This window comes from Pacificoceanicola onchidii (assembly GCF_004804335.1).
Taxonomy (GTDB): domain Bacteria; phylum Pseudomonadota; class Alphaproteobacteria; order Rhodobacterales; family Rhodobacteraceae; genus Pacificoceanicola; species Pacificoceanicola onchidii.
In genome coordinates, this window is the sequence record NZ_SRXY01000006.1 from 14,872 (window position 1) to 28,412 (window position 13,541).

The 13,541-nt window shown below is 63.3% G+C and carries 12 protein-coding genes; 4 read left to right on the forward strand and 8 right to left on the reverse strand.

Translation table 11 applies throughout. From position 1 onward, the window contains the following. Positions 1-11: 11 nt before the first annotated feature. The 7 genes from E4662_RS15685 to E4662_RS15715 form a co-directional block, all read right to left on the reverse strand. Positions 12-836, reverse strand: a complete 825-nt coding sequence (locus E4662_RS15685; protein WP_136442556.1) for an alpha/beta fold hydrolase — start codon at positions 834-836, stop codon at positions 12-14. Beyond that, positions 833-2,380: a benzoate-CoA ligase family protein gene (locus tag E4662_RS15690; protein WP_136442557.1), complete on the reverse strand. Its 1,548-nt coding sequence runs from the start codon at positions 2,378-2,380 to the stop codon at positions 833-835. Before E4662_RS15690 ends, E4662_RS15685 begins: the two co-directional genes overlap by 4 nt. A 255-nt stretch (positions 2,381-2,635) precedes the next feature. Beyond that, positions 2,636-3,397 (reverse strand): SDR family NAD(P)-dependent oxidoreductase, encoded by a 762-nt coding sequence (locus E4662_RS15695; protein WP_136442558.1) that lies wholly within the window; start codon positions 3,395-3,397, stop codon positions 2,636-2,638. Positions 3,398-3,566: 169 nt separating this feature from the next. Beyond that, positions 3,567-4,880 carry a TRAP transporter large permease gene (locus E4662_RS15700; protein WP_136442559.1) on the reverse strand — a complete coding sequence of 438 codons (1,314 nt, stop codon included), beginning with the start codon at positions 4,878-4,880 and terminating at the stop codon, positions 3,567-3,569. Further along, a complete protein-coding gene (locus E4662_RS15705) occupies positions 4,877-5,470 on the reverse strand; it encodes a TRAP transporter small permease (protein WP_136442560.1) in 594 nt (197 codons plus the stop codon). Before E4662_RS15705 ends, E4662_RS15700 begins: the two co-directional genes overlap by 4 nt. 59 nt (positions 5,471-5,529) lie before the next feature. Next, entirely contained in the window at positions 5,530-6,588 is a 1,059-nt protein-coding gene (locus tag E4662_RS15710) for a TRAP transporter substrate-binding protein (RefSeq protein ID WP_136442561.1), read from the reverse strand. Between the two features lie 189 nt (positions 6,589-6,777). After that, the gene (locus tag E4662_RS15715) at positions 6,778-8,037 is read right to left on the reverse strand and encodes an amidohydrolase (protein WP_240705216.1); all 1,260 of its coding nucleotides are present in this window, start codon (positions 8,035-8,037) and stop codon (positions 6,778-6,780) included. A gap of 216 nt (positions 8,038-8,253) precedes the next feature. Between E4662_RS15715 and E4662_RS15720 the strand changes: the two genes are divergently transcribed. The 4 genes from E4662_RS15720 to E4662_RS15735 are packed head-to-tail and all read left to right on the forward strand — an operon-like array spanning position 8,254 to position 12,194. Then, positions 8,254-9,678 (forward strand): circularly permuted type 2 ATP-grasp protein, encoded by a 1,425-nt coding sequence (locus E4662_RS15720; RefSeq protein ID WP_136442562.1) that lies wholly within the window; start codon positions 8,254-8,256, stop codon positions 9,676-9,678. A 5-nt stretch (positions 9,679-9,683) separates the two neighbouring features. Further along, positions 9,684-10,625: an alpha-E domain-containing protein gene (locus E4662_RS15725; RefSeq protein WP_136442563.1), complete on the forward strand. Its 942-nt coding sequence runs from the start codon at positions 9,684-9,686 to the stop codon at positions 10,623-10,625. A gap of 11 nt (positions 10,626-10,636) precedes the next feature. Beyond that, complete coding sequence (locus E4662_RS15730) at positions 10,637-11,434, forward strand: transglutaminase family protein (RefSeq protein WP_136442564.1); 798 nt, start codon at positions 10,637-10,639, stop codon at positions 11,432-11,434. 19 nt (positions 11,435-11,453) lie between these two features. Continuing rightward, positions 11,454-12,194 carry a proteasome-type protease gene (locus E4662_RS15735; protein WP_206080301.1) on the forward strand — a complete coding sequence of 247 codons (741 nt, stop codon included), beginning with the start codon at positions 11,454-11,456 and terminating at the stop codon, positions 12,192-12,194. Positions 12,195-12,533: 339 nt separating this feature from the next. Here E4662_RS15735 and E4662_RS15740 read toward each other — a convergent pair whose 3' ends face one another. Continuing rightward, positions 12,534-13,523, reverse strand: coding sequence for an ABC transporter substrate-binding protein (locus tag E4662_RS15740; RefSeq protein ID WP_136442565.1), 990 nt, complete (start codon positions 13,521-13,523; stop codon positions 12,534-12,536). Positions 13,524-13,541: the final 18 nt, after the last annotated feature.

Here is a 13,541-nt window from a genome sequence, read left to right on the forward strand (position 1 = left end):
AGACAGCAGCGTCATACCACCTCAACCTCCGCCGCCTCAATGCGTGAAAGCCGTGTGGTAAAGGTCTGGACCGCTTCCAGAACGTCATCCTCCGCATCCTGATGTGGCGCATGGCGGCAGTCCTCCAACACCACCACATCCACCGGCGCATAAGAGCGCGTCTCGATCTCTTCCACCTGCGCCAGCGTGCCATATTGGTCCTGCCGCCCCTGCATCACCAGCGCCGGAATACGCAGGTAATCAATCGCATCCGAGGTCAGCGCATCGTCGAAATCCGGGTGCAGCCAGCTGTCGTTCCAGCCCCGGAAAGCGCTGTCCACATCCGCATGATACACCGCCAGCCGCGCCCGCAGATCACCGCTGTCATAGGCCTCCCTGGCCTTGGCAATCTCAGTCAGCCCAACCGCTTCGGTGAAGAAATGCGGGGCCATCAGGATCAGCCCGCGCACGCGGAAATCCTCGACGCCTCCGGCATATTCCGTGGCAATCGTTGCCCCATCCGAATGGCCCATCAACACGCCCTTCTCAAAGCCGATGGCATCAAGCAGCGCGGGCAGGACCTCCAAGGCCTCGCGTTTCATGTAGTCAAGCGGGCGCGGCAAGGGGGCCGCCTCGGACCGCCCATACCCCTGCCGCGAATAGACGAATACGCCCCAGCCCGTCGCCTTGGCGAGCTTGGCCGGAAAATCGCGCCAGAGCGCCACACAGCCAAGCCCCTCATGCAAAAGCACAATCGTCGGCGCCTTGCCCGGTGGCGGCCCGTAAGTGGCATAGTCCAGCGATAGACCCGCCGCCTCTACCCGCCCGGCCCGAAACGCCCAGTTGAACGCGGTCATGCCTCTGCTCCCTCGCGCAGCCTGAACCGCTGGATCTTGCCCGTCGCGGTCTTGGGCAGATCGTCGACCGCCTCGATCCAGCGCGGATACTTCCACAGGCCGACCCGCTCCTTGACGAAATCCTTCAGCTCCGGCAGCACCGCGTCCCGGTCCGCCCCTTCCTTGAGCACCACGAAGGCTTTCGGCTTTTCCAGATCATCACCGTCGCGCTGCGGCACCACCGCCGCTTCCAGCACGCCGGGATGCTCGATCAGCGCCTGCTCCACCTCGAACGGCGAAAGCCAGATGCCCGAGACCTTGAACATATCGTCCGTGCGTCCGCAGTAGACATAGCGCCCCTCTTCGGTGATCTCGTATTTGTCCCCGGTGCGCGTCCATTCCCCCTCAAACGTCGCCCGCGATTTGGACCGCTTGTTCCAGTATCCTTCAGCAGCAGAAGCCCCGCGCACCAGCAACTCGCCCACCTCACCGGTCTTGATCTCCTCGCCCGCCTCGTTGACGCAGCGCAGATCATAGCCCGGCACCGGAAGCCCCGAAGTGCCGTAAACCACATCCCCCGGCGCATTGCTCAGGAAGATGTGCAGCATCTCCGTGCTGCCCACCCCATCCAGAATGTCCACACCCCAAAGCGCCGTCCAGCGCGTGCCGATCTCCGTCGGCAAAGCCTCCCCGGCACTCACGCACAACCGCATGTTGGCATCCGGCACCGATGTGTTTTCCAGATGGGCCACCGTGGCCGCATAAAGCGTCGGCACACCGAAGAAGATCGTCGGGCGCTCCTCCGCGATGACCCGGACCGCCACGTCCGGTGTGGGACGGCCATTAAACAGGATCGTTGTCGCGCCGACGGACATGGGAAAGGTCATGGCGTTGCCCAGCCCATAGGCAAAGAAGATCTTCGCCACCGAAAACACCGTGTCCTCTTCGCGAATGCCCAGAACCTGCGCGCCGTATGTGTCCGAGGTCGCCTTCAACGCGCCGTGCACATGACGCACACCCTTGGGCTCGCCGGTGGAGCCGGAAGAATAGAGCCAGAAGGCGCATTCATCTTCAGAGACATGCGCCGCCGGAACCGGCTCCGCCCCGGCCATGAAGGTGTCATAGGATAGCGTGCCCTCAGGCGCCTCTCCGCCAATCACGATGATCTTGCGCAGGTACGGCGCTTGCCGCGCGGCGGGCAAAACCACATCCAGCAACTCATGCGACACCACGAGACAGGCGGCGCGGCTGTCGTTCAGGATAAAATCGTAAACCGGTGTGGCCAGCAGCGTGTTCAGCGCTATCGGCACCACATGCGCCTTCATCGCGCCCCAGAACAGCTCCGGGTATTCGATCTGATCCAGAACGATGCAGGCCACCCGCTCTTCGGGACGGATTTCAGCCCGCACAAAAGCCCCGGCCACCTGATCGCTGCGCGCTTTCAGCTCTTGATACGTGAGGGTTCTGCGCGCGCCCGCGGCCTCTCGAAAGGCCGTATTGTCCCCGCGCCCTTCCGCCAGGTGGCGATCTACAAAATAGAGCGCCGCGTTCTGGTTATCCGTCATTGATCCTCCCCGGCGGCCCGCTCCCAGCCCGCCCCTCCTGTTCGCGTGCCCTTTGATAGGGTGGCAGACCTCCTCCAATCTGCCGCCCGGGGCGAGTCCTTTAGTGCTTTATAATGCACATGCAACAACACCCATCAAGAACTTCCCGCCCTGGTATGCATTTTTCTGCACACCCCAAAACATGAAAAAACCGGGACGCCCCGCCCCGGTCTCTTGTCTTTGGTCACATCCCGCGCACGACCCGCGCGGGTGCCCTCACCGCTGCGGAAGGCGCACCGCCGCATCCAGCCGGATGGTGGTGCCGTTCAAATACGGGTTGCCGAGGATGTCGCAGACCAGCTGGCCATACTCCGCCGGATCACCCAGACGGTGCGGGAACGGGATATTGGCCACGATCCCCGCCGTGGTCTCTTCCGGCAGACCTTCCATCATCGGCGTGTTGAACAGCCCCGGCGCAATTGCCATCACCCGCACGCCGGTTTTCGCCATCTCGCGCGCAACCGGCAGACACATGGCCGCAATCGCCCCTTTCGACGCCGCATAGGCTGACTGGCCAATCTGACCGTCCTGCCACGCGATGGAGGCGGTGTTGATCACCACACCGCGCTCGCCACTCTCCAAAGGCTCCTGCGCAACCATCTCCCGCGCGGCATGGGACATGACGAAATAGGTGCCCATCAGGTTCACCCGGATCGTCTTCTCAAACAGCTCCGTCGACAGCTTGCCCTCGCGTCCCACAACCCGCGCCGCCCCGGCGATGCCGGCGCAGGACACCGCGATACGCGGCGCACCAAGCGCGTCTTTCACCGCCGCAACCGCCGCCGCAACAGAGGCCTCGTCCCCCACATCGGTCTTGACCGCAAAGCCGCCGATCTCCTTGGCCATCGCAGCCCCGCGCGCCTCGTCAAAGTCCAGAATGCCAACGCTGGCCCCTTCTGCCGCCAACCGCCGCGCCGTTGCCGCGCCAAGCCCGCTTGCGCCGCCCGTGACAATCGCCACCTGACCGGAAATCTTCATCTCAATCCTCCTCTATGCCCCGGAGCCCCGTTTCTTTGTGCTCCAAATATCCCGGGGAGTCGCAGCCTTGGGCTGCGACGGGGCAGCGCCCCACCTCCCGCACTCTCAAGGGGCGCCCCGACGCGCGGGGCACCCACAGCCTGTAGGGCGGGGCTCTGCCCCGCCACCCTCACGGTATCAGGAACAGGGTGATCGCCGGGAACGCCACAAGGATCGCAACCCGTACCAGGTCAGACACCACGTAGTAGATCACCGCCTTGTAGGTCTCGAACATCGGGGTTTCTGGATCCATCGCGTTGATCACGAACAGGTTCATCCCCACAGGCGGCGTGATCAGCCCGACCTCCACGACGATCAGCACCAGAATGCCGAACCAGATCGCCACATGTTCCGGGCTCATGCCGAAATCCAGCGCCGAGATCACCGGAAAGAAGATCGGGATCGTCAGCAGGATCATCGACAGGCTGTCCATGAAGCAGCCGAACACGAGATAGAGCGCGAGGATCACCACCAGCACCAGCATCGGCGAAAGCCCCGCTTCCACCACCATGCGGCTCAGCTCCTGCGGCACCTGCGTGAGCGCCAGAAACCCGTTGTAGAACGCCGCGCCCAGCACGATGAAAAAGATCATCGCCGTTGAGCGCGCCGTGTCGGAAAAGGCATCAATCAGCGTTTTGCCCGTCAGGCCACCGTTGAACAGCGCAATGATGCCCGTGCCCAGCGCACCCACCGCCGCGCCTTCGGTCGGGGTGAAGATGCCGCCATAGATGCCGCCCACCACCGCGACAAACACCAGAAGCACCGGCCAGACATTCAACAGCGCGCGGAAGCGCTCGCCCATCGGCACCGCCTCGCGCACACCCGCCGAGCCGGGGTTCACCCGCACGTAGATCGACACGGCAATCATGTAACCGACAGCCGCGAGGATGCCGGGGATGAAAGCCGCGAGGAACAGCTTGGCGATGTTCTGCTCGGTCAGGATCGCATAGATCACCAACACCACCGAGGGCGGGATCAGGATGCCCAGCGTGCCGCCCGCCGCCAGTGTCGCGGTGGAAAACCCACCCTTGTAGCCATAGGACTTGAGTTCCGGCAAAGCCACGCGCGACATGGTTGCCGCCGTCGCCAGCGAAGAGCCGCAGATCGCGCCGAAGCCCGCACAGGCGCCAATCGCCGCCATGGCGACGCCGCCCTTGCGGTGACCAAGAAAGCTCTCGGCGGCCTTGAACAGCGCCTGGGACATGCCGCCCAGCGTCGCGAAATAGCCCATCAGCAGGAACATCGGGACAATCGACAGCGAGTAGCTGGAGAAGGTTGTGTAGGCTTCGGACTTGAGACGCGCCATGGCCATGATCGCATTGCCATTGACCAGCCACAGCCCGGCAAAACCGGTGGTGAACATGGCCAGCCCGATGGGCACGCGCAGAAAGATCAGGACCAGCAGCGCCGGGAAAGACAGGATGCCGATTTCGAGGTTGCTCAATGGTTCGCTCCCACGGCGTTTGCCACCACGAGGCGGCCGGTCAGAAGTTCATAGGCCCGGATCAGGGCCATGTAGACACCCGCAGCCGCCGCCGCGACGGCGCCGGTCAGACTGGCGGCATAGGCCCACCAGACCGGGAATTGCAGCAGAAGCGTGGTCTCGCCGGAGCGCATCTTGCGCGCCATGCCCGCCTCGAGCTGCATCGCGATGATGACAAGCGCCACCGCAAACAGCGCCTCGCCCAGGAAGATCAGCGTGCGGTTGGCCCAGCGCGGCAGCGCATTGGCCAGCATGTCGACGGTCGCATGTCCGGCGGTGACCTGACAGAATGGCAGGAAGGCAAAGATGCAGAAGGCCATGCCCGCCTCCACCAGCTCGAAGTCTCCGCGGATCGCACCGATCCCGAGATCGAGCAGCCCTTCGGCAAACCCGGGGGCAATCCCCATGATAAGATCAGAGTGCAGGGCAGAGTTGGTCGCCCGTCCGATGATAGAAAGACAAACGATCAAAATCAGTACGGTCAGTACCGTACCGCCCAGCACCGCCACCAATTTGGCCAGCGCCAGCACACTGCGATGAACGCGTTGCATGGGGGATATCCTCTTGGTGTGATCCGGGGCCATTTGGTCCGGCCCCGGATCCTACTGTCTTACTTGGCCGCGTAAGTGTCCATATCCGAGGAATACTCGGACATCAGGGCGCGGGCCTCGTCGATCAGAGCCTGACCGTCTTTGCCACGGCCTTTCATGTCCTCGATCCAGGTCGCATAGATCGGGTTGACCAGCGCATCCCATTCCTTGGTCTGCTCTTCGGTCACGGTCACGATGTTGTTGCCGCGATCCACCGCCAGCTTGCGTGCCGGACCATCGGAATCCGCCTGTGTGCCACCGGCAAAGATCGAGAAGGCAAGACCGGAGTTGTCGTCGATCACCTTCTTCAGATCATCGGGCAGGCTCTCGTAGCGGTCGATGTTCATCGCCAGAACAAAGGTCAGCGTGTAGAGCGCATTGCCGTCAAACTCGGTGTGGTTGCCCACCAGCTCCGGCACTTTCAGCGCTGCGGTCACTTCCCACGGAATGGTGGTGCCATCCAGAACGCCCTTGGAGAGCGCCTCGGGCACGGCCGGCACCGGCATGCCGATCGGCTCTGCGCCAACGCGGGTCAGCAGATCGTTCACGAGGCGCGAGCCGCCACGAATTTTCATGCCTTCCAGATCCCCCGGCACGGCAACCGGCTTGTTGGTGTGGAACATGCCCGGCCCGTGCACCCAGGTGCCAAGGATCTGCACATCGGCAAACTCGCCGGACTTCATGTGGGTCTCGAACATCTTCCAATAGGCATAAGACGCGGCGCGGGCATCGGAGACCATGAACGGCAGTTCAAACACCTCGGTGGTGGGGAAGCGGCCCGGCGTGTAGCCGACCACCGTCCAGACCACATCGGCAATGCCGTCCATCGCCTGATCCATCAGCTCCGGCGGACGACCGCCAAGCTGCATCGAAGGGAAACGGTCCACCTTGATGCGCCCACCGCTGTCCTTTTCGACATTGTCGGCCCAGACGTCCAGAATGAGCTTCGGCACATTTGCCTGCGCCGGCAGGAACTGGTGAAGCTTGAGTGTCACGTCCTGTGCGAAAGCCGCCGTCGACATGAACGAAGCCGCCAGCGCCGCACCTGCGAAGCCAAGAATGTTTCTACGCGTGGTCATGTAATTCCTCCCTACTGACCTGATGCCCCGCGAACGGGGCTTTTGGTTGCCTTTTTTACTACTGTTGCATCCGGTGCCGCGCCCTTCAATCGCGTTGACGCACCTGATGCACTTTATCCCGCTCAAGCATTTGAACGGGGATGAACCGAAGGAACCTCTCCTGCGGCGCCTCTCCGACAAGCCTTTGGCTCACGGACGGGCGGCCGATTGCTCCTTTGTGATTTCCTCTCCTTGCCCCGCACCCTGCACCGCAATCCTTGCCAGAATTTTGCAAAGAATATCGGCACCGCGCCCGATCAGCGCATCGGGGAAGTCATAGTTGGGGGCATGCAGCGGCGGCTGCGCCTCACCTGCCCCAAGCAGGAAAAACCCGAGCGGCGCGACGTCGCCAAAGCACCCCACGTCTTCGGAGGCGCGCCAGGGCAAGGCCCCCTCGATCTGCTCAAGACCCAGCGCCTGCGCTGCCTCGGTGACGATTCGCGCCGCCTCCGGGTCATTCTCTGTCGCGCCAAAGACATCCTCATAGGTCACCGTCACAACCAGCCCGGCATCCGCAGCCTCGGACCGGACCTGCGCTTCGGCCTCGGACTGCAGCCGCGCCATGCGGGCGTCGGTCAGGCTGCGCAGGGTGACAAGCAATTCCGCCGCGCCCGGCGTAATGCCAAAGGCGCGCGCGCCCATGCTGGCGTGGGTGACCGTGACAAGCGCGTAGTCAGGATCACCCGGCGCGCCTTCGGCCAGATCCGGCAGGGCGAGCATCAGCCGCGCCAGCGCCGCGCGCGGGCTTCGGGCCTTCTCCGGTTCCGCCGCGTGGGACGTTTTGCCGTGAAAGGCGATGCGCATTCCGCGCGACGCGCAGGTCACAGGCCCGCTTTTGACCGCCACCGCCCCGAGCGGCAAGCCCGGCATGTTGTGAATGGCAAAGACATGGGTCGGGGCCAGCGCCGCAAAAGCCGGATCGGCCAGCACCGCCCGCGCGCCCTGCCCGGTTTCCTCGGCGGGTTGGAACATCAGAATGACAGCGCCGCGTTCTGGCCGGGCGCGCGCAAGGCGCGCAGCCACCGCCGCGAGAATCGCCATATGACCATCGTGCCCACACAGATGCGCCTTGCCCGGCACCGTCGAGACATGCGGCACTTGCGAGGTTTCCTCGATTGGCAGCGCGTCCAGCTCGCAGCGCAGCATCACGCGCGGCCCCGGCGCGCCGCTGTCGAACACACCGGCCACGCCATAGCCGCCAAGGCGCTCAAGCACCTTGTCCGCACCTGCCGCCTGCAACATGCGCGCGACCTCGGCTGCCGTCTCCCGCTCCTCGCCAGAGACTTCGGGCCTTTGATGAAGACCCCGGCGCCAGGCCGTCAGTTCCGCCAATTGTGTGTTGCCGACCATACTCCCCCCGTCCGCAGCGCCGACCACGATGCCCCAGCTTTGTTGCAGTTGCAATGACATTTCCACACCACCCCGCCCCCGAAGCCAGATTCCGATGCTTTGCTATGCTTTTGCGGGATCCAGCCGCAAACATACATTTTCCGCTTGTTTTTTACGCAATTCGCCTGAGTATTGATCACTCCGGCCGCGCTCCATAATTGTTTCCGGCCCCGCAAGCCTGACGCATGGTAGGCCGCAGATAGATGTCGCGAAACTGGACGCAAATGAGGGGAAGGCATGAGCGAAAATCAGTATTTCGACGAAATGTGGGGACATAACGAGGCCCTTCGGGAGCCCTATCGCGGCTTTCACACGTGGTTCGACGAGGAAAACCCGGCCCGATTACGCGCCAAGCAGCGCGAGGCCGAAGAGATTTTTCGCCTCACCGGCATCACCTTCAACGTCTATGGCCGCGCCGAGGCCGAAGAGCGGCTGATCCCGTTTGACATCATCCCCCGGATCATCTCCGGCCCGGAATGGGCCAAGCTCTGCCGGGGCATCGAGCAGCGCGTGCGCGCGATCAACGCCTTTCTCTACGACATCTATCACAAGCAGGAGATTGTGAAGGCGGGCCGCATCCCTGCCGACATGATCAACCAAAACGAGGCCTTCCTGCCCCAGATGATCGGGGTCGAACCGCCCGGCGGGGTCTATACCCATATCGTCGGCATCGACCTGGTGCGCACCGGCCCCGGCGAGTTCTTCGTGCTCGAAGACAACGCCCGCACCCCCTCCGGCGTGAGCTACATGCTGGAGAACCGCGAAACCATGTTGCAGATGTTCCCGGAACTCTTTTCCAAGAACCGCGTGCAGCCGGTGCAGGACTACCCGACCCACCTGCACACATCGCTTGCCAAATGCGCGCCCGCCGGGATCGGGCGCAAACCGGTGGTCGCCGTGCTGACCCCCGGCATCTACAACTCCGCCTACTTCGAGCACGCCTTCCTCGCCGATCAGATGGGCGTGGAGCTGGTCGAAGGCAACGATCTGCAGATCGTCGATGGCCGCGTCGCCATGCGCACCACGCGCGGCTACAAACCGATTGACGTGATCTACCGCCGCATCGACGACGACTTCATTGATCCGCTGAACTTCAACCCCGAAAGCGCCCTTGGCGTGCCGGGGATCATGGATGTCTACCGTGCGGGCAATGTGACCATCGCCAATGCGCCCGGCACCGGGATTGCCGACGACAAGGCGATCTACAGCTACATGCCGGACATCGTCGAGTTCTACACCGGCGAGCGGCCCCTGCTGAAAAACGTGCCGACCTGGCGCTGTTCGGAGCCGCAGGATCTGGCCTATGTGCTGGACAACCTCGCCGATCTGGTCGTCAAGGAAGTGCACGGTTCCGGCGGCTACGGCATGCTGATCGGCCCCACCGCCTCCAAGAAGGAAATCGCCACCTTCCGCAAGAAGCTGCAGGCGCGGCCCGGCAATTACATCGCCCAGCCCACGCTGAGCCTGTCGACCGTGCCGATTTTTGCCAAGTCCGGCCTCACGCCCCGCCACGTGGACCTGCGCCCCTTCGTGCTGGTCAGTCCCGAGGGGATCAAGATCACCCCCGGCGGGCTGACGCGCGTGGCGCTGAAGAAAGGCTCGCTCGTGGTGAACTCGTCGCAGGGCGGCGGGACCAAGGACACATGGGTTCTGGAGGACTGACGAACATGCTTGGCAAGACTGCAAACGGCCTGTTCTGGATGTACCGCTATCTCGAACGCGCCGAAAACACCGCCCGGATGATTGACGCAGGCCAGCGCCTCGGCCTCACCCGGCTCGACGACCGCGATGAAGAATGGGCCTCCGTGCTGCAATCGGCGGGCTCGCTCGCCGGTTACCGCGAGGCCCATGACACGCTGACCAAGGACGCCGCCATCGACTGGATGCTGCGCTCCAAGGACAACCCCTCCTCGGTGCTCTCTTCCATCGCCGCCGCCCGGCACAACGCCCGGCTGGTGCGCACCGCGATCACCGGCGAAGTCTGGGAGGCGATCAACGCCGCCTACATGTCCGCCAAGGAGGTGCTCGCCCGCAAGGTCTCCGAACGCGACCTGCCCGCAACCCTGCGCAAGCTGCGCCACCACACCTCGCTGGTGCGTGGCATGACCCACGGCACGATGCTGCGCAACGACGCCTATGATTTCGCCCGGCTTGGCACGTTTCTCGAACGGGCCGACAACACGGCGCGGATTCTCGACGTGAAGTATTACGTTCTGCTGCCTTCCGCGCGCTCCGTCGGCTCGACGCTCGACAATGTGCAGTGGGAGAACATCCTGCGCTCGGTCTCCGCCTTGGGCGGCTTTCGCATGGAATACGGCAATGCCAGCGGGCCGATGGAGATTGCCGAGTTCCTCGTGCTCGACAAACGTATGCCCCGAAGCCTCGCCTTCTGTGCTGCCAAGCTGCGCGACAACCTGCGCTATCTCAACGGCGGCGGGCTGACGCTCATGCCGACTTTGCAGAAGGTCGACCACCTGCAGCGCACCTATCTCAGCCACGACATCCATGCGGTCATGGATTACGGGCTGCATGAATTCATCCAGAAGATCCTCTCGATCCTGTCCGATATCGCACAGCAGATCGAAGTCGACTTCCGTTTCTACAAGTGAGGCCGCCAACCATGCGCCTTAAGATCGAACACAGCACGCATTACCGGTTTGAAAGCCCCGTGGACTACGGGCTTCAGCAAATCCGCAAAACCCCGAAAACCACCACGCAGCAGCACATCGTGCGTTGGGAGACGGTCGTGGAACACGGGACCAAGGAGGTCTCCTTTCACGATCACCACAACAACCTGACCGAGACGATCAGCTACGGCAGTGGTGCGACGGAGCTCAAGGTCACCTGCGCCGGAGAGGTGGAACTGACCGACACGCAAGGCATCGTTGGCCTGCATCGCGGCCCTGCCCCGCTCTGGCTCTACCAGCGCGAAACGCCGCAAACCCGCGCCCGCGCGGGCGTCAAGGCGCTGACCCGCAGCATCGATGGCGAGGCCAGCCTTGACGGCATGCACCGTCTGATGGCGGGCATCAGCGAGGCGATTTCCTATGAAATCGGCGCCTCTGCGCCCGACTGGACCGCAGAAGACGCCATCGAGGCGGGCAAAGGCGTCTGTCAGGATCACACCCATGTCTTCATCGCCTGCGCCCGCCATCTGGGCATGCCCGCGCGCTATGTCTCGGGCTACCTGATGCTGGATGACCGCACCGTGCAGGAGGCCATGCACGCCTGGGCGGAGGCTCATATCGACGGGCTTGGCTGGGTCGGCTTCGACGTCTCGAACGGCATTTCGCCGGATGCGCGCTATGTGCGCGTGGCGACGGGGCTGGACTATGCAGAGGCTTCTCCGGTATCGGGAAGACAGAGCGGCGGCACCGGCGAGAGCCTGGAAATCCAGATCGACGTCGCGCAGCAATAGAACGAACAAGGGCAAACGCATGACGTACTGCGTTGGGATGGTCCTCGAAAAGGGGCTGGTTTTCATGTCGGACACCCGCACCAACGCGGGGCTCGACAACATTTCCACCTTCCGCAAGATGACGGTCTGGGAAGAACCCGGCGAGCGCGTCATCACCCTGATGGCCGCCGGGAACCTGGCCACCACGCAAGCGGTGGTCAGCCTTCTCGACGAGCGCAGCAAATCCCCCGAAGAGCGCACGCCCTCGCTGCTTGGCGCGCCATCCATGTTCCAGGCCGCGCGCATGGTGGCGGACACGTTGCGTGAAGTGATTGACCGGCAGGCGGACGCGGGCCAGCGCGCCGACAGCGCCTTCAACGCCACGCTGATCCTTGGCGGTCAGATCGCCGGCAGCGAGCCGCGCCTCTTCCTGATCTACCCCGAAGGCAACTTCATCGAAGCCGGGGAAGACACGCCGTTTTTCCAGATCGGCGAGATGAAATACGGCCGCCCCATCCTGGTGCGCGCCTATGACCGGCACATGAGCTTTGAGGCCGCAATGAAGCTGCTTCTGGTCAGCTTCGACTCGACCTTGAAGGCGAACCTGACCGTCGGCGCGCCCATGGATTTCCACCTCTATGAGGTGGACAGCCTGCGCAAGGGCCCCTCCGGACGCATCGAACAGGATGATCCCTACTTCCAGCACATCTCCCAAGGTTGGGGTGACATGCTCAAGGACGCGCTCGACAGCCTGCCGGAGTTCGAGGTGCCGAAGGGGTAGATCTGGCCTGAAGCAGTCATTGAGTTCACCCCGTCCCGGACATGATCCGGGACCTCAATGTTAGAGCACAAGCCGCGCCTATCGACGGGCCGTGGTGCGGCGAACCGACTGTTGATCCCCTCGATTTATCCCAGCCACTGGTGCGCTAGGCCGGTGTAACGCCCAGCAACAACCCAATCGCCGTGCCGTGTGGACGGCCCGTCGATAGGCGCGGCGGCCTGCGGCCTTGATTCCGCGCCTGTGGTGAGATGAAGAGCCGCTTCAGGCCAAAGCGCGCCCACCGACAAAACAAAACGGGCGCCCCAAAAGAGCGCCCGCCTGCATTCATCCACCAATAACTCAGTTCAGAGCGGCATCGGTGATTTCCATCGTGTAGGCCCCTTCCGGTGCCGCCGTGATCACCGGATCAGAGCCGCCTTCCAGCAGCGTCTGCACCGTGCGCTCATAATCGGCCACGTCCAGCGCACCATTCGAGCCCGCCGTCAGCTTGGCGATCTCGCCCATCATGCGCTTCTGATGCTCTTCGGTCTGCGCACCGGTCGCGTCGTTGTCGAGCACAATCTCCGCCGCCTCATCCGGGTTCTCCTCGGCGTACTTCCAGCCTTTCATCGAGGCGCGCACAAAGCGGACCATCTTGTCCTTGAAGGCCGGGTCGGCAAGGTTGTCTTCGAGCACATACATGCCGTCTTCCAGCGTCGCCACGCCCATATCCTCATACTTGAAGGTCACCAGATCATCGGCGGTCAGACCCGCGTCAATCACCTGCCAGTACTCGTTGTAGGTCATGGTCGAAATACACGCCGCCTGCCCCTGCAGGATCGGATCCACGTTGAAGCCCTGCTTGAGCACCGTCACGCCGCCTTCGGAGCCATCCGTCGGTATGCCCAGTTTGCTCATCCAGCTCAGGAACGGATACTCGTTGCCAAAGAACCAGACCCCCAGCGTCTTGCCCTTGAAGTCTTCCGGCGCGGTGATGCCGGTGTCCTTGCGGCAGGTCAGCATCATGCCCGAGGACTTGAACGGCTGCGCAATGTTCACCAGCGGCAGGCCCTTCTCGCGCGAGGCCAGCGCCGAGGGCATCCAGTCCAGCACGACATCCGCGCCGCCGCCCGCGATCACCTGCGCCGGAGCAATGTCCGGGCCGCCCGGCTTGATCGTCACGTCAAGGCCCTCTTCCTCGTAGAACCCTTTGTCGGCGGCCACGTAGTAGCCCGCAAATTGCGCCTGCGTGACCCACTTGAGCTGCAGCGTCACCTCGTCAGCGGCCTGCGCCATGCCCGCGCCAAAGGCGAGAACACCGGCCAGCGCGGTATTGAGAATGGTTTTCATTGTTTTGCTCCCTGTTAG